The 21,153-nt window shown below is 35.7% G+C and carries 18 protein-coding genes; 10 read left to right on the top strand and 8 right to left on the bottom strand.

All coding sequences use genetic code 11. The features are described from left to right. Nucleotides 1–2 precede the first annotated feature (2 nt). The 3 genes from rimM (at nucleotide 3) to CYAN10605_RS13610 (ending at nucleotide 2,447) form a co-directional block, all read left to right on the top strand. Entirely contained in the window at nucleotides 3–647 is a 645-nt protein-coding gene (gene rimM / locus CYAN10605_RS13620; protein ID WP_015220534.1) for a ribosome maturation factor RimM, read from the top strand. Between the two features lie 253 nt (nucleotides 648–900). Beyond that, nucleotides 901–1,578: an ATP synthase subunit B family protein gene (locus CYAN10605_RS13615; RefSeq protein WP_015220533.1), complete on the top strand. Its 678-nt coding sequence runs from the start codon at nucleotides 901–903 to the stop codon at nucleotides 1,576–1,578. Continuing rightward, nucleotides 1,575–2,447: a transporter substrate-binding domain-containing protein gene (locus tag CYAN10605_RS13610; protein ID WP_015220532.1), complete on the top strand. Its 873-nt coding sequence runs from the start codon at nucleotides 1,575–1,577 to the stop codon at nucleotides 2,445–2,447. Before CYAN10605_RS13615 ends, CYAN10605_RS13610 begins: the two co-directional genes overlap by 4 nt. A 264-nt stretch (nucleotides 2,448–2,711) precedes the next feature. On the opposite strand, the gene secF is transcribed toward CYAN10605_RS13610, so the two are convergent. The 3 genes from secF to CYAN10605_RS13595 all read right to left on the bottom strand — a co-directional run bounded on the left by secF (nucleotide 2,712) and on the right by CYAN10605_RS13595 (nucleotide 6,477). Further along, entirely contained in the window at nucleotides 2,712–3,659 is a 948-nt protein-coding gene (gene secF / locus CYAN10605_RS13605) for a protein translocase subunit SecF (protein ID WP_370670896.1), read from the bottom strand. Between the two features lie 132 nt (nucleotides 3,660–3,791). After that, entirely contained in the window at nucleotides 3,792–5,204 is a 1,413-nt protein-coding gene (gene secD / locus CYAN10605_RS13600; RefSeq protein WP_015220530.1) for a protein translocase subunit SecD, read from the bottom strand. 289 nt (nucleotides 5,205–5,493) lie between these two features. After that, the gene (locus tag CYAN10605_RS13595) at nucleotides 5,494–6,477 is read right to left on the bottom strand and encodes an alpha-ketoacid dehydrogenase subunit beta (RefSeq protein WP_015220529.1); all 984 of its coding nucleotides are present in this window, start codon (nucleotides 6,475–6,477) and stop codon (nucleotides 5,494–5,496) included. A 125-nt stretch (nucleotides 6,478–6,602) separates the two neighbouring features. Here CYAN10605_RS13595 and CYAN10605_RS13590 point away from each other — a divergent pair, with 125 nt between their 5' ends. The 3 genes from CYAN10605_RS13590 to CYAN10605_RS13580 all read left to right on the top strand — a co-directional run bounded on the left by CYAN10605_RS13590 (nucleotide 6,603) and on the right by CYAN10605_RS13580 (nucleotide 8,964). After that, on the top strand, nucleotides 6,603–6,959 hold the full coding sequence (locus tag CYAN10605_RS13590) for a single-stranded DNA-binding protein (protein WP_015220528.1): 357 nt from the start codon (nucleotides 6,603–6,605) through the stop codon (nucleotides 6,957–6,959). A 6-nt stretch (nucleotides 6,960–6,965) separates the two neighbouring features. Next, a complete protein-coding gene (locus CYAN10605_RS13585; RefSeq protein WP_015220527.1) occupies nucleotides 6,966–8,111 on the top strand; it encodes a glycosyltransferase in 1,146 nt (381 codons plus the stop codon). Nucleotides 8,112–8,241: 130 nt separating this feature from the next. After that, on the top strand, nucleotides 8,242–8,964 hold the full coding sequence (locus CYAN10605_RS13580) for an undecaprenyl-phosphate galactose phosphotransferase family protein (protein ID WP_015220526.1): 723 nt from the start codon (nucleotides 8,242–8,244) through the stop codon (nucleotides 8,962–8,964). A 408-nt stretch (nucleotides 8,965–9,372) separates the two neighbouring features. On the opposite strand, the gene CYAN10605_RS13575 is transcribed toward CYAN10605_RS13580, so the two are convergent. Further along, on the bottom strand, nucleotides 9,373–9,645 hold the full coding sequence (locus CYAN10605_RS13575) for a FeoA family protein (RefSeq protein WP_015220525.1): 273 nt from the start codon (nucleotides 9,643–9,645) through the stop codon (nucleotides 9,373–9,375). 104 nt (nucleotides 9,646–9,749) lie between these two features. On the opposite strand from CYAN10605_RS13575, the gene sir reads away from it, so the two are divergent. Beyond that, the gene (gene sir / locus CYAN10605_RS13570; RefSeq protein WP_502688801.1) at nucleotides 9,750–11,684 is read left to right on the top strand and encodes a sulfite reductase, ferredoxin dependent; all 1,935 of its coding nucleotides are present in this window, start codon (nucleotides 9,750–9,752) and stop codon (nucleotides 11,682–11,684) included. 194 nt (nucleotides 11,685–11,878) lie between these two features. On the opposite strand, the gene CYAN10605_RS13565 is transcribed toward sir, so the two are convergent. After that, nucleotides 11,879–13,102, bottom strand: coding sequence for an RNA-guided endonuclease InsQ/TnpB family protein (locus tag CYAN10605_RS13565; RefSeq protein ID WP_015220523.1), 1,224 nt, complete (start codon nucleotides 13,100–13,102; stop codon nucleotides 11,879–11,881). A 207-nt stretch (nucleotides 13,103–13,309) separates the two neighbouring features. Between CYAN10605_RS13565 and CYAN10605_RS13560 the strand changes: the two genes are divergently transcribed. Beyond that, a complete protein-coding gene (locus tag CYAN10605_RS13560; protein ID WP_015220522.1) occupies nucleotides 13,310–13,498 on the top strand; it encodes a hypothetical protein in 189 nt (62 codons plus the stop codon). A 55-nt stretch (nucleotides 13,499–13,553) separates the two neighbouring features. Here the strand turns inward: CYAN10605_RS13560 and CYAN10605_RS13555 are convergent, their stop codons facing one another. After that, nucleotides 13,554–14,663, bottom strand: coding sequence for a glycosyltransferase family 4 protein (locus CYAN10605_RS13555; protein WP_015220521.1), 1,110 nt, complete (start codon nucleotides 14,661–14,663; stop codon nucleotides 13,554–13,556). Nucleotides 14,664–15,237: 574 nt separating this feature from the next. Here CYAN10605_RS13555 and CYAN10605_RS13550 point away from each other — a divergent pair. Both CYAN10605_RS13550 and CYAN10605_RS13545 read left to right on the top strand, forming a co-directional pair. Further along, on the top strand, nucleotides 15,238–15,807 hold the full coding sequence (locus CYAN10605_RS13550; RefSeq protein WP_015220520.1) for a DUF1997 domain-containing protein: 570 nt from the start codon (nucleotides 15,238–15,240) through the stop codon (nucleotides 15,805–15,807). A gap of 54 nt (nucleotides 15,808–15,861) precedes the next feature. Then, nucleotides 15,862–17,079: an ABC transporter permease gene (locus tag CYAN10605_RS13545; protein WP_015220519.1), complete on the top strand. Its 1,218-nt coding sequence runs from the start codon at nucleotides 15,862–15,864 to the stop codon at nucleotides 17,077–17,079. A gap of 133 nt (nucleotides 17,080–17,212) precedes the next feature. Here CYAN10605_RS13545 and CYAN10605_RS13540 read toward each other — a convergent pair whose 3' ends face one another. Beyond that, a complete protein-coding gene (locus tag CYAN10605_RS13540; protein ID WP_015220518.1) occupies nucleotides 17,213–19,624 on the bottom strand; it encodes a pentapeptide repeat-containing protein in 2,412 nt (803 codons plus the stop codon). 174 nt (nucleotides 19,625–19,798) lie between these two features. After that, complete coding sequence (locus CYAN10605_RS13535; RefSeq protein WP_015220517.1) at nucleotides 19,799–20,974, bottom strand: HhoA/HhoB/HtrA family serine endopeptidase; 1,176 nt, start codon at nucleotides 20,972–20,974, stop codon at nucleotides 19,799–19,801. Nucleotides 20,975–21,153: the final 179 nt, after the last annotated feature.

Raw genomic sequence — 21,153 nt, 5'->3', positions numbered from 1 at the left:
AATTGGAGATTAAAGATTTAATTGCAATCGGTACGATTGTTGCACCTCAAGGATTAAAAGGAGAGTTAAAGGTAAAAACAGACTCGGATTTTCCCGAAAGATTTGAAACGGCGGGAGTGCGGTGGATAACCTCTCCTTCTCAAAAACAACCCCAACCAGTGGATTTACTTCAAGGCAGACAAATACCTGGGAAGAATATCTTTATTATCAAATTAGCACAAGTATGCGATCGCAACCAAGCAGAAACCCTAAAAGGATCAACATTGTATGTAGAAAAAACAGAAAAACCCTACCTAGAACCGGGAGAATATCATGTTGCTGATTTAATTAATTTAGAGGTATATAATCAACAAACAGGAGAAAATATAGGTATTGTAATTGATGTTTTAAGTGCAGGAAATGATATTTTAGAGGTCAAACTGCATAAGCAACCAGAAATTAAAACAGAAGAAAAAGAGCTAGATATATCAAAAATTAGTAGAATTTCAAAAAGAAAAAAAGTTAAAATAAAAAAACCTAAACCCGTAACGATATTAATTCCTTTTGTGGAAGAAATAGTGCCCATTGTTGATCTGGAAAACTGCAGAATCGAAGTTAATCCCCCCACAGGATTATTAAATCCCAAAGAAGCAGAAGAAGTAGAATAAAGAGTTCATCAATTTGAAAATAATATTGAGGAATCATAAGTAAAAATTACATAGTTAATAATCAATGTTTTTCTTAATTTCTTTCTTGAATTTAATCTATATTGTCATTGATTAGTCAAATTTGTTTATAACTTATAAGTCAAAAAGATTTAATTATCAGTGTTTTTTTTTAATCACTTTAATATATAGTTTTATTATTTTGATAAAGTTTTGTGAAAAATTGATAAACTCATAGAGAAGATAATGCAAAATCATGACTGAAAACTCTATTGTCACTCAAAGTAACCCCAATATGTCTAATAACGGAACAACTCCCCCCCAAGTGGAAGAAATGGGATTTGATTTAACAGGAGAATTAGATAGATTAGAAGACCTCATTTTAAGTGGTGTTCGCATTCCTTTCATTAGTAAAACTCTCATAGCAGAGGATGTTTTATTAAATCAACTAGACTTAATTCGGATTAATCTTCCTGACTGTTTTGAACAAGCAACTCAAATCTTACAACAAAGACAAAAAATTCTTACTGACGCACAAAGCTATGCTCAAAAAATAGTTGAAAATGCCCAAAGAAAAGCTAGTCAACTTTTAGATGAATCGAGAATTGTTCAACAAGCAGAAAGTCAAGCCTATCAAATTAGAAGACAAGTTCAACAAGATTGTGAAAATTTACAACAAAAAACTGTCGCTGAAGTAGAACAAATTAGGCAAAAAATACAGCAAGATGCCGTCAAAATTAGACAACAAGCCATCACTGAAGCAGAAGAAATTCAAAATGAAGCGGATGTTTATGCAGATCAGGTATTATCAAGATTAGAAAGAGATTTAGCACAGATGTTGAGAATCGTCAGCAATGGCCGTCAACAAGTTTATCAACAAAAGCTAACTCCTTCTCAAAAAGTATCTGATAACACGAATAAAAAGGCTTCATGAGTGTTAAGTTATCTAAACTATTATTGTCTTTTGCCCTTTTTTGTTGGTTTGGAGGGGGTTATCTAACCCCTTCTATAGCTAAGGGTGAGACGGTTTTAGAAAAAATTAATCGCACGGGGGTGTTAAGGGTAGGGGTAAGAAATGATGCAATTCCTTTTGGCTACCGTGATAATGGTCGTTTAGAAGGACTTTGCTTAAGTTTAATACAGTTAATTAGGGAAGAAATTATCAGAACAGAGCAAAGAAATATTATCTCCATCGATCTTTTAGTCTCTGGGCTTTACAATCGTTTCGATATTGTACAAGACAAAGTTGTTGATCTTGAATGTGGTCCTAATTCTATTAGAAGTATTCCTGAATATAGCCGAGTTACTTTTTCTGAACCTTTCTTTATTTCTGGTCTTCAATTAATTACAAGACGCGATCGCACTTCCTCCGTTCTCAATTCCGACGGCAAAGATTTAACCATCGGGGTTTTAGCCTACACCAACACAGAAAATTTAATTAAAGAAAAATACCCCCTTGCCCAATTAGAGTTTTTCCAAGGGGCAAAAGGTAATTTACGGGGAATTCAATCAGTCAACCAAGAAAGAATCGACGCCTTTGCCAATGATGGGATACTTCTTTTAGGGGAGGCGATATTAAACAGAATACCTATTGAAGATAATTCCCCCTTAAGTATTGTGCCAGAAATCCCCTTAACCTGTGAGAGATATGGATTAATCTTACCAAAAGATGAAAATTGGGAAAATCTAGTTAACTCCGTTCTACAATCAGAAGATTTTCGCCGTATCAGACGTGATTGGTTTATTTCCCTTGCTAAAGAGTCACTAATTCCCAGTCAGCAATGTGTTGACATTGATTCCTAATTTTCAATGTTGCCGATTTTAGAGATGATTCTTCATTTAGGTGGGCCAAGGGCAAAGGTAAATAGTAAATAGTGAATAGTGAATAGTGAATAGTGAATAGTGAATAGTGAATAGTTGATAATTACTCGTTACTCATTACTTTCTTCTAAAACCTGAAACCTGAAACCCGACACCTTATCTCCCTCTCTCCTCATCTCCTCATCTCCTCATCCCCTAAACACCCTGACACCTAACCTTATCCGATATTCTTAAACCGAACTAAAGTTAATTGTTTTCAACAATGACAGGATTTTCCCAATTAGTTTTTTTCCGCCACCATCCTAATAATGTACTAGCAACAAAAATACTAGAATAAGAACCAGCAAAAATACCAATAATTAAGGCAAGGGCAAAATATTTCAAGGTTTCCCCACCAAAGAGAAAAATTGCCACTAAAGGTAACAAAGTTGTTACACTGGTATTTATAGAACGAGTTAAAGTTTGATTAACAGCAATATCAATAATTTCATTCATTGAATCAGCATTGCTAGTTTTACTAATTTCCCGGATTCTGTCATAGATAACGACGGTATCGTTAACCGAATAACCGATAATAGTCAACAACGCTACGAGGAACAGAGTATCGACTTCTAAGCCCATAACTAAACCCAAAATGGCAAACACTCCAGAAGTAATTAATATATCGTGGAATAGAGCAACAATGGCAAAAATTGCATAATCGGTTTGAAAGCGAAAACTTAAATAAATTACAGTGCCAACGAAAGAAACAAGTAAGGCTAAAATACCAGATACAAAAAGTTCCTTTCCAATGGTAGGACCTACCGTATCAATTTGAGTGCTTTCAGCTTTAAATACTCCTACGTTATCTTGCAAAGCATTTTGAAGTTGTGTTCTTTCTTCTACATCAAGAGTTTTTGTCCGAATGGAAATTCCCTGTTTTTCTTGTCCAACTATTTGAATGCTACTGTTACCCAAATTTTCCGCCTCTAATACTTCTCTCACCTCATTGGCAGTTAAGGCACGATCGCAGTTATTCGGGACAGTACAATCTAATTCTATTTGTAAACGAGTACCACCGACAAAATCAAGACTAGGACGAATCACACTACCGATAGAAGAATAGGAAATAACCATCGCCGCAATACTTCCCAGACAAAGAATAGCGGATATTGTCCACCATAATTTTTCCCATTTAACAACACTAAATTTAATCATAAGATATTTTAAGTAAGAAGTAATAAGTAATGAGCAGGAAATAGGGAGAATTATGAAGAAATTAAATAAAACCTTACGGTTTGAAGATTGTTTAGCTCCTATCACCTGAAACCTGAAACCTGTCACCTTTTAATTATTAACTGCTTTTAGATTTGGGCAGAATAATTCAGGGCGTTGACGCACCGCAGGAAAACCTAACACAGTAATTAGTAATAAAGTACGACTACAAGTTAAAGCAGTAAACATACTGACTACGACCCCAATAGCTAAAGTTAAAGCAAAACCTTTGACTAAGCCTGAACCTAACCAAAATAAAGCGGCACAAGCAATTAAAGTCGTTACGTTTCCATCTAAAATGCTGGAAAATGCTCGATAAAAACCAGATTCTACCGAGCGATAAAGGGTTTTTCCATCTCTTAATTCCTCTCTGGTACGTTCAAAAATCAAAACATTAGCATCTACCGCCATACCAATACTGAGAACAAAACCAGCAATACCGGGTAAAGTTAGAGTAACCCCTGCTAGGGAAAAACAAGCTAAAGTTAATAAAGCATAAATAATCAGGGCAATGTCCGCCAAAAACCCCGGGAGACGGTAATAAATGACCATATAGACCAAAACAAGGACTAAACCTACTAAACCAGCGATAATACTGCGACGAATGCTATCTTGTCCTAGGGTTGCTCCCACTGTGCGATTTTCTACTATTTTGACAGGTAAAGGTAAAGCACCACCTTCTAGTTGTAAGGCTAATTCTCTTGCTTGTTCTAGAGTAAAGCCTCCGCCTCCTGAAATGGTTGCTCTTCCTCCCATAATTCCTGTACTGGCATATTCAGCACTAACGGTGGGAGAACTAATTAACTCATTATCAAGAAAGATACCTAAAGTTCTACCAGTACCCGCAATTTGTTTGGTTAATTCGGCAAAAAGTCGTCCTCCCTCGTTGTTAAATTCTAAAACGACTTCCCAATCATTACCTTGGGGGGCAGGTTGAAAATTAGCTCCCTGTAATTTCTCACCGTTTAACTCGGTTTTTTCATACAATTGCGTTGAAAGTTCCTCAATTTGTTTTTCAACAGCTTCAATTTTGCTCTGTTGTGCTTCTAGGGCTTCTCCCTGTAAGGATTGGGCTTGAAATATTAAACTTGCTAATTCTTGCTGTTTGATTTGATACTCTGCTCGAATTTCTTGGTTATCGGTTTCCACTCGAAAATCTAGTAAGGCTGTTCCTCCTAAAACTCTTTCGGCTTCTTCAGGATCACTAACACCGGGTAATTGAACTAAGATGCGATCGCTCCCTACGGTTTGCACCACCGCCTCAGAAACCCCTAAACCATTGACTCTATTACTAATGACCGATTGTACCCCTTGTAATTTTTCGGGGGTAATTTCAGGCACTTGGGGAGTGGTTTCTAGCTGAATTGTTAACTGAGAACCTCCTCTTAAGTCTAAGCCTAATTGTAGAGGCAAATTTACCAAAGTTACGATCGCCGTTGCCACTAAAATAATAATTAAAATTATAAAAGCCCTTTGTCTTTCCATTTATATAAATAAGCTAGTTTATGTTTAAAATCTTCTGGTGAAGATAGTGAATAGTTAACCTTAGTTCGGTTTAAAAATATTGGATAAGGGTAGATGTCAGGGAGTTTAGGTTTCAGGTTGCAGGTGTCAGGTGTCAGGTTTAGGGGAGTAATTAATCATTAGCATTATCAATTATTCACTATTCACTATTCACCCCAACACTATTTACCATTGCCCTCCCCCCTCGATAGGGGGATAAAGGGGGGTTTGCCCTGTGCCCTTTTTTATCTTAACTCCGAACCTCTAACCCCTAAACCTGATTATTCATAATCTTACGTACCGCATCGACAATTTGTTCTGGTTGTACGATGGTTAAACGCTCTAAAGTTCCATTATAAGGAGTGGGAATATCTTGAGATGAGAGACGAATAACGGGAGCATCTAATTCATCAAATAATTGATCATTAATTGAAGCAGTTAACTCCGCACCAATTCCTCCTGTTTTCATACATTCTTCTACAATAATGACTTTATGAGTTTTACGCACAGATTCACCAATGGTTTCCATGTCTAAAGGCTTCAAGGAAATTAAGTCAATGATTTCCGGATCATAACCATCTTTTTCCAATTGTTTTAAAGCCTGTAAACAGTGATGTCTCATGCGAGAATAAGTCAGAATAGTAACGTCTTTACCCTCTCTAACTATTTCTGCTTTATCTAAAGGTAGAGTATATTCGTAATCTGGTAAGTTCTCTTTTAGGTTGTATAATAAAACGTGTTCAAAAAACAGTACTGGGTTATCATCTCTAATGGCAGATTTCATTAAACCCTTAGCGTTGTAAGCAGTAGAACAAGCAACAATTTTTAAGCCCGGTACAGCCTGAAAATAGGCTTCTAAGCGTTGAGAATGTTCTGCACCTAATTGTCTGCCTACCCCTCCAGGACCTCTAATCACTGTAGGAATTTTAAAGTTACCTCCAGAAGTATAACGTACCATCCCAGCATTATTCGCAATTTGGTTAAAAGCAAGAAGAAGAAAACCCATGTTCATCCCTTCAATAATAGGGCGTAATCCTGTCATTGCCGCACCAACTGCCATTCCTGTAAAGCTATTTTCTGCAATGGGGGTATCTAAAACCCTAAATTCTCCGTATTTCTGATATAAACCTTTCGTTACTTTGTATGATCCACCATAATGACCCACATCTTCACCTAAAACAAATACTTTGTCATCTCTTGCCATTTCTTCATCGATAGCTTGACGCAAAGCATTAAACATTAATGTTTCTGCCATCTATATTCCTTTATATACTAATTTTTAATATTTACAGCAAAGATGATCTTATCATTTTTTCACAACCTGAAGATAATTGGAATTATATGCTAATATGATATTTGTTTAGTACATAGTTACCTAGTATGAGCTTAAATATAGTACATTTAGTAGGAAGAACAGGGACAGATCCCGAAATTCGCTATTTTGATTCAGGTTCGGTCAAATGTCGTCTTACTTTGGCGGTTAATCGTCCAACAAAAAAAGATGATCCCCCCGATTGGTTCGAGTTAGAAATCTGGGGCAAAACCGCAGAAGTTGCGGCTAATTACGCCAAAAAAGGTAGTTTAATCGGTGTGCAAGGTTCTTTAAAAATTGATACTTGGAGCGATCGCACCACTGGGGAAAATCGTTCTAAACCAGTAATTAGAGTGGATAAACTTGATTTATTGGGGTCAAAACGAGACAATGAAAACTATAACCAAAACAACGATAATTTTTAATCATTAATGAAAATCGCTCTGGTACATGAATGGCTTACCCCAAAAGCAACGGGAGGTTCAGAATTAGTAGTCAAGGAAATTTTACAGTTTATTGATGCTCAAGTTTTTGCCCTCATTGACTTTGAATCGGTGAATCCCCATAGTTATCTGTATCAGAGAGAAATAAAAACTACTTTTTTGCAACACTTTCCTTTTAGTGGCAACGGTGTGCAGAAATATTTACCTCTGTTACCCCTTGCCATTGAACAACTCAACCTTACTGAGTATGATGTGGTATTATCTTCCTCCCATGCGGTGGCTAAAGGAGTGATTACCCGTCCCGATCAACCTCATATATGTTACTGCCACACTCCGATGCGATATGCTTGGGATTTAACTTTTGATTATCTCGATCGCACCCCTGCAGGAAAAGGGATTCAGGGCATTTTTACCCGTTATTTACTCCATCAATTACGCCAATGGGATGTCATCTCTGCTAATCGAGTAGATTTTTTTATTGCTAATTCCCATCACACAGCAAGAAGAATTTGGCGTTGTTATCGTCGTCAGGCAAAAGTAATTTATCCCCCTGTACAAGTTTCCCAATTTCCCTTCAAAGCAGAAAAATCTGATTATTATCTCACCGTTTCCCGTCTGGTTAGTTACAAAAAAGTCAGTATGATTGTGGAGGCTTTTAACCGTAACGGTTTACCCCTTGTGGTAATTGGAGAAGGAGCAGAAATGGACTATATAAGAGCGATCGCTAAACCGAATATTACTCTTTTAGGTTCAGTGAACGACAAGACGTTAAAAGAATATATGTCCAACGCTAAAGCCTTTATTTATGCCGCCTGTGAAGACTTTGGCATTGCCATTGTTGAAGCCCAAGCCTGTGGAACTCCCGTGATTGCTTATGGTGGGGGAGGTGCATTAGAAACAGTTATTGACATGAGAGAGAATAGTCAACAGGGTACAGGAATATTATTTTCTCCTCAAACAGTAGAAGGTTTGCTCGAAGGGGTAAAAACTTTTACTATATTAGAGAAGGAATTTAAACCAGAAAATGCTCGTATCCAAGCTGAAAAGTTCAGTGCTGAAACATTTAAACAAGATTATCTTGCTTTTTTTGACCAATGTTGTCAAAATTTTGCACTCATAAGGTTTAAAAATTGAATTTTCTGGTCATAATACTAAATAATAAAACACAAAATTAAAATCGAAAAACAGAACAGATCATAATAATTGTCCTACCAGACAATTTTCCGTATCTGTAATTATTTATGGTGTGAAGTGAAGGAGAAACATGACAGCAAATAGCCAACTTGTCTCTGTAAAAGTAATTCAAAGTTTGGCAAGACGGGGATTAATTCGTCTCTCTCGTCAGTCAAACCGCGATCGCATTAAATTTACTAGAGAATTCTACAAACGAACCTTTGACATTGTCTTTTCGGCTTCGGTATTAATTCTATTTTCCCCTCTATATGCAATTCTTGCCATCTTGGTTGCCCTTAGCTCTCCCGGACCTATTTTCTATGCCCAAGAAAGAGTTGGAAAAAATTATCGGCATTTTAAATGTATTAAATTCCGTACAATGGTAGTTAATGCAGATCAAGTTTTAGAAAAGATGTTAGCGGAATGCCCAGAAAAAAGAAGGGAATTTGAAGAAAATTTTAAGCTAAAAGAAGATCCTCGTATCACATGGATTGGCAAATTTTTACGCTTGACTAGCCTTGATGAATTTCCCCAATTCTGGAACGTTTTAATGGGGGATATGAGTGTGGTAGGTCCTCGCCCTCTTGTTCCTGATGAGCTGCATAAGTACGGTAGTAAAATGGAACGAGTTTTAACCGTCAAACCCGGTATAACAGGCTTATGGCAAGTTTCTGGTAGAAATGACATACCCTATCCTCAAAGAGTCTTAATAGACGTTTACTATGTCAATCATCATAATTGGCTTTTAGACCTGTGGATTATTATTAAAACTATTGGGGTTGTTCTTTTTCCTCAAAATAATGGTGCTTATTAGATTGGACATTTGGGGTATTGGGGTATTAGTGTATTGGGGAGAAACAAGTAATGAGTTCGGGGTATTGTGTTAAGAGTTAGAAGTTATTAATTATCAACTATTCACTATTTAACCTGAGTTTTGGATAAGCTGAAAGCATCCCAACTCGTAGTCAGGAAACCTTATAGCTTCTTAGAAATAACGATAAAATTGCCCTAATGCAAACTGACGTTAAATAGTTAAGAATTAAGAATTAAGAATTAAGAATGAAAAACCACGAATACTTATTACTTATTTATTATTTATTACTTGTTTCCCCCTTTCCCCTCATCACCCCATCCCCCCATCCCCTACCACCTGCAACCTGACACCTGACACCTAACCTTATCGGGTATTCTTAAACCAAACTGATGTTATTTACCTTTGCCCTTACTCTTTCCCTTTTTCAGGATTATTGACTAATACTAAATCCGCCTCTTGAGAACGAAGTGCGATCGCAGTTGTACTACCAACTTTAACATGGAGAGTTCCCCCCAACCAAGATTTACGAATTACTTTCACCTTTTTTCCCGATACTAAACCAAGAGACTGAAAACGAGTGGTTAAGGCTTGACCATGAATACCGGTGATAATCTGGTTAATGATAGCTGTTTTTCCACATTCTAAATTGGTCAAAGGAATATTATTATTTGATTTCATCATTATTTTGGCAAGGTAGTTACTTTTTAAAACTAATATTTTATTTTTGCATACTAAGAAGCGATCGCATTAAAATGAAATAAGTATGAGAACTAAACAGAAAAAATATAATGAGTAATCGTGCCACCGCGCAAAAAAAACCTTCAAAAGTAGAAAGTTTAAAAGAAAAGAGCAATTTTTTAAGAGAACCGATCTTAACTGAATTACAATTAGATACAACTCATTTCAGCGAAGACGGGATTCAAATTCTTAAATTTCACGGCTCTTATCAACAAGATAATCGAGATAATCGTAAAAAAGGACAAGAAAAAGATTATCAGTTTATGTTGCGCACCCGTAGCCCTGGGGGTTTTATTCCTCCTCAGCTATATTTGACCCTAGAAAGATTGTCAGAAGAATACGGCAATCATACCCTAAGAACTACCACCAGACAAGGCTATCAAATTCACGGTATCCTCAAAAAAGATCTCAAAACAGTAATCTCCAACATTGTTAAAAGTATGGGATCAACCTTAGGGGCTTGTGGTGATTTGAATCGTAACGTTATGGCACCTCCCGCACCCTATAAAAATAGTCCTGAGTATCAACTAGCTTGGGAATACGCCGATAAAATTGCTGACTTATTGACCCCCCAAACAGGTGCTTATTATGAAATTTGGTTAGATGGAGAAAAAGCCATCAGCGCCGAAGAAGCCCCTGAAGTCAAAGCCGCACGGCAAAAAAACGGTAATGGTACTATATTTACCGACTCCGTTGAGCCTATTTATGGCACTCATTATATGCCCCGTAAATTCAAATGCTGTGTCACCGTGCCGGGAGACAACTCTGTTGATATTTATACCCATGACCTCAGTTTAGTTGTCATAACTAATAAAAAAGGCGAATTACAAGGTTTTAATATTTTAGCAGGAGGAGGACTCGGTAGAACTCATCGTAAAGAACAAACTTTTGCTAGAGCCGCCGATGAAATTGGCTTTGTCGCTAAAAATGACGTTTTTGACTTAGTTAAAGCCGTTGTTGCTACCCAAAGGGATTACGGCGATCGCACAGACAGAAGACACGCTCGTCTAAAATACTTAATTAACGATTGGGGCGTAGAAAAATTCAGAAACAAAGTAGAAGAATATTTTGGCAAAAAACTCAAACCATTCAAAAAACTGCCCCAGTGGAAATATGAAGACTACTTAGGATGGCATGAACAAGGAGACGGTAAACTGTTTTTAGGTATCTCCATCGAAAATGGTAGGGTAAAAAATGAGGGAGATTTTCAACTCAAAAATGCCTTGAAAAAAGTCATTGAAAAATATGAACTACCCACCCGTTTAACCCCCAATCATAATGCCATTATTTATGAAATTGAACCTCAGTGGCAAGAAGACATCGAAAAAATATTTCTCTCCCACGGCGTAGAAATCAATCCTGATAACGTTAACCATCTTACCCGCTATGCCATGGCTTGTCCTGCACTACCTACCTGCGGATTAGCTACCACAGAATCAGAGCGCATTATTCCTAGTATCTTGACACGCATTGACAGCCTCTTAGCTAAATTAGGAATGGCAGAAGAAACCTTTGTCATTAGAATGACAGGATGTCCTAATGGTTGTGCTCGTCCTTATATGGCAGAATTGGGTTTTGTGGGAGATTCCCCCAATGTCTATCAAATTTGGTTAGGTGGATGCCCTAATCAAACCCGTTTAGCACGTCCTTATGTTGATAAACTAAATATAGCGGAGTTAGAAACATTTTTAGAACCATTATTGGTTTATTTCCGTGATTCTAAAAAGAAAAAGGAAACTTTTGGACAATTTTGTCATCGAGTCGGCTTTGATGCTTTACGCACCTTTGCCAATGAATATCAACCTAATGAAGAAAATGTTATGAAAAAAACGACTAAAAAATCTCGTGGTACAAGAAATGAGCATCGTATCAGTGTTAACGATGAATGGTATCAAAAATTAAAAACCATTTCCAAAAACGATAACAAGCCTATGAGTCAAATTGTATCTGAGGCTTTGGAAAATTATTTTACTAACCAATAAATAAGTAATAGGGATTGAGAGTTCAGAGGAGAGGAAGATAAGGCGAGGGAGTGAGAGGGGGAAGTAGGGGTGAATGGCCATTCGCCCCTACAGGTATTCGAAGTTTTTAATTCTTAATTCTTAATTTTCAACTATCTGCTTTTACCCCTTTTCTTTCTTACGACAGTTTTTTGACACTCCCACCACTAAGCTCCTTACGTCGCTATAGTGGGGGATTCTTTGTTCACCGACTCGCCGTTAGACGACAGCCTATCGGCAATCGCCCAAGAGGGCAAATCTCCCAAAGCGAATGTTCCCGTATGCCCTACGGTACGCAATGCTTTTATCAGGATGTTTTTCGCCGCATTCGAGTCTCTATCTTCAATATGTCCACAGTGAGCACAAACATGAGTTCTTGTTGACAGAGATTTTTGTACTTTTTGACCACAATTAGAACAATCTTGGCTAGTATTATGAGGTGGCACTGCTACAGTTATTTTGCCGTATTTATGCCCAAAATATTCTAGCCATCCCCTAAAGATAGTCCATCCAGCATCGCTGATTGACTTAGCTAGTTTCCGATTCCTTACCATGCCTTTCACGTTTAAATCTTCATAGGCTACCAAATCGGCAGAATGGATTACGCAGTATGCTACACTCTTAGCAAACTCTTTACGTTGCCTACTTACCCTTAAATGTTTACGGGCATATCGGTTTCTAGCTTTGTGATAGTTATTAGATTGAGGTTTTTTACCTTTGACAAATTTCTTTGACTTTTGCCGATTAGCACGATTAAGAGCTTTTTCAGACTTTCTTAAAAAGCGAGGATTTTCTACCGTGTTTCCTTCACTATCAGTTAGAAACTCTTTCAAGCCTACATCTAAGCCAATTACCTTATTTGTCGGTTGAGTCTCAATCTGCACATTTACCTTGACTGAGAATTGGCAATAGTAACCGTCTGCTCTTTTTACCAGACGTACTCGTTTAATCTCAGAAGCATTGTAGAAATATATATCTCTACTGCCTACCAATTTAAGTCTGCCAATTCCCTTTTTATCTGTAAAGGTGACATGCTTTTTTGTTTTTTCGTCTAACTTCCAGCCACTATCTTTATATTCCACTGAACGAGAGTTTTTCTTAAATTTAGGATAGCCTTTCTTGCCTTTAATGCCTTTTTTACAGTTATCAAAGAAGCGAGAAATGGCACTCCAAGCCCGTTCTGCACTGGCTTGTCTAGCAGTAGAATTTAACTGCCTGGCAAAGGGGTACTCTTGAGCTAAAACAGCACAATACTTGTTTAAGTCATATTTATTAACTTTTTCACCATCCATCCACAACCGCAAGGCTTTATTTCTAATGAATTGAGCCGTGCGGATAGCAGAATCAATAGCTTGATATTGGTATTGGTTGCCGTTTAACTTATATTCGAGAACTATCATTTTGCTTAATAGTTTTCTTATGCCATTTATATTAGTACAAAATAGTTTGTTTGTGTCAATTTATTTGGGAGATTAAGGACTCGCTTTATAGTGGGAGTCTTCTTTGCACATTAAGATAACCTTCAAAAGAAAATTTTTAATTTTGTTTTTTCTTTTCCCATATATATTGAAAATAGGTAAAAATAATTAGTTTGTAGGGAAAATATTATGTCTGAAGATACCCAAAAATTAAGAAAAATGATTGAAAATGCTTTGGCGGACGGGGTTTTATCTCGTGCTGAAAGTGAAATGATAAAAAGAGAAATCTATGCCGATAAAAAAGTTACTCCTGAAGAAGCTAGACTTTGGCAAGATTTACAAAGAAAAATATCTGACGGAGAAGTAGAAATTAATTAAGAAAGTCGGAGTTATAGCAACTTATCTTATCTAGGAGAGTATATCTATCCTAAAATTATAGTTTTGAGTACAAATGCTCTAATTTGGTAACATTGTCACTGAGAGTATATTTTTCCAACACTCTTTTCCTTGCCTTTTCTCCTAACAAGTAATTTATTTCTGGGTGATGAGAAAATAAAGGTAATATTGTCTTTAGTTGGGTGGTAACGTCTTGGGTAGAAATGACAATTCCCGCATTGGCTAAAACTTCTCCATCAGCGCCCGCATCAGTAGCAACACAAGCTAAACCGCAACTCATCCCTTCTAGTAAAGATAAAGATAAGCCTTCTACTAAAGAGGGTAAAATAAAAACGTCTGCTCCTCGTAAAATATCAATTCGTTTTTCTTCATCAACGATCGCACCTAACCAGATAACATTATCATCTTGATTATATAATGGTTTGAGATTTGGAGTTAAAGGGCCATCTCCAATGATTAAAAGTTTTCCTTGTTGACTAATTCCTGAGTGTTTCCAAGCCCTCAGTAAAGACTCAACATTCTTTTCGACGGCAATTCTTCCTTGATAAACATAAAGCAAATCATTGGGATGCTGTTGCTTAAAATAGGATTTTCCCGGGCTATATTTTTGGGTATCCACTCCATTGGGAATAATGGCTAATTTTTCCCTTGGCACACCTAATTTAACTAATAAATCTCTCTGTAATTCTGAGAAAATAATAGTTTGATCATATTTTGCCAAACAAGGGGCATATAGTTGATAAGTTAAATATTGAGTGCTGGATTTCAGATTTCTTAAACGACTGTCAAAGGGTGGGTGAAAGGTTGCCACTAAGGGGATATTTAATTTTTGACAAATTTCGGGAAGGGTAAAGTCTAAAGGAGATAGGGTTAAGGAAGCATGAACAAGATCAGGTTGTAACTCACGAAGCGATCGCAGTAGTATTTTGCTAGATTTTGGTGCGGGAATAGTATAAATTTGAGATTTATAAAGAAAAGGAAGGCTAACTTCTGTAGAATAATGATCTTGCTCGGAATCATCATTATCTTGGCTAAAATGAAGGAAACTCACTTTATAGCCTCTTTTCACCAAAGAAGTTGTTATTTCTCTACTATAAGTAACGTTGCCGCAAAAAGGGGTTTTTTTTCCAAGCCAAGCAATGTGCATTCAATTATACTTTTATGAAAGATGGACGAGATAATTTAAGTTTTAAGTAATTTAGTTTAGTAGCATAAATAGTTTAAACCAAAACAGGTTTTTTGAGTAATGACTCATAGGTTAAAAGTAGTGTCTCTCGGTTTACTGATAATAGTATATTGTCGATCATTATAATTACCTCAATTAAATATTTTGGTTCTTCAGAGTGTGGTTATGATAAATTAACAGGAACAGGACTTCCATAACCTTTATTGAATAGTGTTTAGAGTAAAACAAAAACTAAAAGTTTATAAATTATTATTTAATAATCCCCTATTGCCTATTGCCTCTTGCCTCTTGCCTAACTTAACTAATAATTTACACGACGAGAAGTGATAGAGCCAATATTTTTGTTATAAAACTAAGGTTAATTACTAATTCCTCATGGAAATTTCCGCTTCAATGTAAAATAAGATACAAACACCTACTTTATCAGAATATAGGAATAAAATCTTATTCGGTAATCCACAGTGTTTAACCCACAATTATATTAAGTTATATTAATAAAAAAGCGTTAATAACTTTACATAAATATAAATATAATATGCAAATTTGTTTTCAAGCAGAAGAAACTGTAAAACTAGAGGTAAAACAACAAGCGATACCTATTCAACATTATCTTAGACAACCTTCAAGATTAGTAAAGGCGATCGCAGATCGAAAATTAATGACTGCTTTAAAAGATGACTGTTATCGTCTCCAAATGCACCCCCTCAGTTTTTTAGATATGTACCACTTTCAACCTACGGCAGTGTTGAAGGTTTGGTCTGGTGCTTCTGGAAATGTTTATGTTAATTCTGTATCCTGTGAAATTAAAGGGATAGAATATCTCAATCGCCGTTTTTCCCTACAACTTAAAGGAAAACTAACCCCAACGGAAATTGAGGGTAAAGTTTATTTACAGGGAAAAGCAAACCTCACGGTTACTGTTGATTTGCCTCCTCCACTTTGGTTAACTCCTAAATCTTTATTACTAACTACTGGTAATAGTTTACTTAAAGGGGTTTTAGTGAGAATTAAAAATAAATTGATGTCACAACTTTTAAATGATTATTATGATTTTGTTAAAAGTGAGCAAGAAAAAACCCATTCCCTCGGTTGGCAAGAAGCCTAAACTTAGGTTTTGTTAGAATAAGACATCACACAGTAGATGTAGTCTTAATCAGCGATGAAACTTAATGATGCTCTAAAAATGGCAATGACGACTATTTTTGCCAATAAAATGCGTAGTAGCTTAACAATGTTGGGTATAGTAATTGGGAATGCTTCCGTTATTGCTATGATTGGCATTGGAGAAGCGGCTCAAAGATTGGCTTCAGAACAGTTTGAGACATTAGGGGCTAATGTTCTTTTTGTTGTACCCGGTAGTAGGGAATCTCGTCGCACTACTTTTGAAGTTCCTAAGACATTAGTGTTAGATGATGCTAATGCGATCGCATCTCAAGTGCCAACGGTGGAAGAAGTTGCACCCCAAATAAATTCTCGCTTACTGGTGACTTATCGTAATCGAAATAATAATGTATCTATAATTGGCACGACTCCAGAGTTTTTGACGGTGCGTAGTTTTGATGTTGCTCAAGGGCGTTTTATTAATGATAGTGATTTAAAACGAAATAATCGGGTTGCAGTGTTAGGTTCGCAAATTGCAGAGGAATTTTTCCCCAACGAAAATCCCATTGGTAAGCGTTTACGGGTTAAAAACGTTTCTTTTGAGGTAATTGGCATTATGGAGGCAAAAGGTTCGTTTCTAGGCACGAATCAGGACGAAACTGTCTATCTACCTCTAACCACTATGGCAAATCAAATTGTAGGCAAGACTTCTAATTATGGTTTAGAATTGAGTTTCATTTCTGTTTCAGCTAATTCCTCTGACTCCATTGCGGCGGCACGGTTTCAAATTGAAAATTTATTGCGCTTACGACACAAAATTAATGGAGAAGATGATTTTCGGGTAGAAACTCAGAAAGATATTCTTAGTATTGTGGGAACTGTAACAAGTGGACTGACAATGATGTTAGGCGCGATCGCAGCTATTTCCTTGCTAGTGGGCGGTATTGGTGTGATGAATATTATGCTCGTATCAGTAAGCGAAAGGACTCAAGAAATAGGTTTGAGAAAAGCAGTCGGTGCAACGGAGAACAACATACTATCACAATTTTTGATCGAAGCAATTATTATTTCTGCCATTGGTGGTTTAATCGGCACTGTGATTGGAGTTAGTGGTTTAATTGTTATTGGTTTGGTTTCCCCTTTACCAACAGCCATTTCTGCTAACACGATTATTTTAGCGGTAGGGGTTTCTGGAGGTATTGGCTTATTTTTTGGAGTAATTCCTGCCCAACAAGCGGCTAAACTAGATCCTATTGTTGCTTTACGTAGTGCATAAAAACGAAGGGCAAAGATGAATAGTGAATAATTAAAAATTAAAAATTAAGAATTAAAAACCCCAAACTTCCTGTATGGGCGAATGGCCATTCGCTACTTCCTCTTCTCCCCTCATCCCTCGATTTTCGATACACTCATATCATTTTTGTATCGGAAAAATCAACATTAGTTAAATTCGCACCATCAAAATTTACTCGAGTCAAATTCGCGCCTATAAATTTAGCATTTTTTAAGTTAGCATTGCGAAAATCAACATCTTTTAAATCTGCATTGATAAACTTTGCTTTTTCTAAGGAGGTTTGTTGAAAATTAATTTTTTCTAAGTTACTACCAATTAAATTAATATTATCCAAGCAACACCCCTTAAAACTTTCCCCCGATAAACATAAGTATTTAAAATTTCGATTTCCCAAGGCAAATCTTTTCAATAAATCCTCTTTTTCGCTGGCTTTGATGATATTCTCGGGTAAATTACGTAAGGTTAAATTAAAACTATCTCCTTTAACTGCTAAAACTTCTTTTAATTCTGAATACATCACATAATTTCCTACACCGCTAAGATACACCCATCCTTTACTGCGAGTTAAAGCCACAAATAGTTGATTCCTTAAACTAATATTATCTTCTTCTTTAGCGATGCGATCGCATCCTATAATATAAACCAAAAATGCTTCATTTCCCTTTGCCTGATAAACATTACAAACGGTTACTGCCCCATCTTGCCAAAATTGACGGGAATTATCCTGATGGGGAAAATATACCGAAATGGCATTTCTTTCTAAAACATCCCGACATTGATTTTCAATAATTTGACTTTCATAACCATTTCCTAAAACGATTACTAAAATTTGCCGACTAGGGCGTAAACCATCATATCGTAGATTATATAAAATTTTTTCTGCTAGATAATTTAATTCTTCTTGACGAGAATAAAAAGACTGAAAATTGATTATTTCTCCCCTATCAAAATTATCTAATGGATGAATATATTTATGATTTTTTCTTTCAATGGAAATATTATTATTTGATTGTAAATTTCCCCTCAACTTATAACCCATTTCTTGCCAACTATGAGCAGATTTTATCATAGTTAAAACACCCAAAGGACGGCACCAACCCATATTAATAGCAAAAGCAGTATTAATAATTCTTTTAGGAGTGCGATAACTATTAGTTAAAGTATAAATTTTTTCTGATGGATGGTTAGAAGGTAAAATATCAGCGAATAATCCCCTTTGATAAGTTTCACCAATTTGATTTAAACATTGAATTTCATCATAAGCATAAATAAGTTTTTTTCTCTCTTTTCCATTGATATAATTAGGAGCTAAAGCATTATAAACTAAATACAAAAAAGGCTGTTTTCCTTGAAAAAGCCATCGGGACGATAAAAAATCTTGAGCCTCATCTAAAATTATTAAATCAAATAAAGCAGGAATTTTTTTATTCTCTAATAACTGACAACAAACTTCTGCCAAACTATCATTAGGTGATTGACTATAAGTATCATTAACTCTGAGTTTACTCGATTTAGTTTGATGACATATTAAACTATAAAAACCTTCTTGATTTTTGTTACCCCAACCATGAAGAATTAACAAATTTTTATCAAAAGTATTATACCCTATTTTATTATTACTAAAATGTCTTAACCATTTATCAATTAAAGTTATTATTTGTTCATATAAACTACGACTAAAAAAGATAAAAGCAATTTTCCATTCAGGATATTTTAAATGAAAATAAGCCGCTTTTTGACATAAAAGTAAAGTTTTTCCTGTTCCAGCAGTTCCTTTAATACCTTCAACCGCATTAAGATTTTTTTTACTAATTATTTCCTGTTTTAAATCTAAATGATAATAATAGTTAATTAATTTATTAATAATTTTACCTCTACTATTGTCTTTAGTTAAAACTCTATAAGTAGGAGGAATAATAACTGATTTTCCTGTGATAATAGATAGTAATATTTTCCATTGTTGGCTATCTAATTCCCTTCCTTTAACCACTGTAGAAGTGTTAATAATTTTTTCTTTTAACGAGTCTAAATTTAGTAAATCATTAGCAAAAATAATAGGAGGATTACTAGGTAATTTATCAAAACCTTTTTCTTGCCATGCTTTACTTTTGATGAAGGGTAATGCAATTAAAACCCGTCCTTTAATTTGTTGAGATAAACTAGGTTCAGTAGAAAAATAGTCTAAAACATTAAAAAGTTGATTTTCTGCTTGTTGATAAGGATTTCCTTGATTAGTATAAAAATTTTTATATTGCCAAAGATGTCCATTTATACTTACTATTTGTTCGATATTTATGGCTTTTACTTCTATAATAATAACGCCTATTTTTTTTTCAAAAATAAGTATGTCTGGCTCTTTTCTTTGATTTTTAGTATTAAATAAAGGATAACGCCAATAAGCTAAAATATCATGATTAACAAAAATATTTTTTATAGATTGCCAAACTAAATACTCTCCTTTTTCACCCTTATTATCTAATTTTTCTGTAGCGATAAAACAACTTTTAGGTAAGTCTATATCAGTCATCACTAAACACGATCGAAAGTTTTTTCAATTAGATAGACATTTCCAGAAAATACTAACATAAGTTTGTCTTAAATGATTATTAATTAGGTGTTGATAAAAAAGCAGTATCAGGGAGTTAGGAAAAAGGAAAAAGGGAACAGTTATAAAATTGGTTACAATTTGTAAGAGTTCTATTTACTGTTGAGTTCTCATTTGGGCTGTTTTTAAGCTCAACTGTAATTGTTGTTGATTACGAATGACAGTAAAACGGAGACTTTGATTAATACTGGTGTTTTCTACTATTTTTTGTAATTGGTTCGCATCTTTTATTGGTTGATTATCCACTTTAATGATGACATCTCCTCGACGCATTCCCCCCGCTTCCGCAGGAGTGTTTGGTAGAACTCTCATTACTAAAACTCCTTCCACTTCGGGAATTAAAAAAGTAGTATTTGGATCTTGATTATTTTTTCTGGCTAATTCTGGGGTAATATTTACCATCTGAATACCGACATAAGGATGAGGTACTTCTTTCCCTGCCACTAATGTTCCCTGTAACTGTTTAGCCTTATTAATGGGGATAGCAAATCCAATTCCCATGGCATCGGCACGAATAGCGGTGTTAATACCTATGACTTCCCCTTGGGCATTTAATAGAGGACCTCCTGAGTTACCGGGGTTAATTGCGGCATCGGTTTGCAAGAAATCAATTCTTTTATCGAGAATACCCACTTCTGACGAAGGACGATTTAAGGTACTAATAATCCCTAAAGTTACTGTGTTATCTAAACCAACAGGATTTCCAACTGCGATCGCCCAATCTCCAACTTTAACTTGATCAGAATTACCTAAAGATGCTACGGGTAAACTTTGCCCTTGAGGATTAATTTTCACCACCGCTAAATCTGTTACCTCATCAGCACCCTTAACTTCTCCTTGAAAACTGCGCCCATCTTTGAGAGTGACTGTTACTCTATCTGCTCCACTTACTACATGAGCATTAGTCAAGATTACTCCATTATTATCAATGATAAAGCCAGAACCTAATCCTGTCACAACTCTTTCTCTGGGAACGGCATTACGAAATTGATCGCCGAAAAATTGGCGGAAAAAGGGATCATCGAAAAAAGGATCAAAAGACCTTGTTACTGTTTTTTCTGTATCGATACGTACGACTGAATTACCTGTTTTTTCTACTGCTCGTGCTACAAAACTATCTTCTGTGATGGTGGTAGGAATTTGCGCAACTATTCCATCGTTAACCAATGTTTGGGCGCTTAAATGACTCATTCCTGAAAACGTCAAAGCAACTCCCACAATAATAGCTGTTAAATGGGAGACAAATTGACCAATAGACTTAGAAATTCTCATAAACTTACACAAGATACAATGATATTTATATTTTTTCTTATCAAGAGACGTAAAGGAATAAGATAATGGTTTCCTTGTTTATAATCTTCATTCTTTATTGTAAAAGGAAGAGCTTTTCCTTTGAGTTATTCAATGGTAGTGTTTTCCCTAAAAAACCTAAGTTTTAGATAAGTTGAAAG

Origin of the sequence: Cyanobacterium aponinum PCC 10605 (assembly GCF_000317675.1) — a bacterium.
Taxonomy (GTDB): Bacteria; Cyanobacteriota; Cyanobacteriia; order Cyanobacteriales; family Cyanobacteriaceae; genus PCC-10605.
The sequence above is the reverse complement of the archived record's forward strand: the minus strand, read 5'-3'. Positions and strand labels throughout refer to the sequence as shown.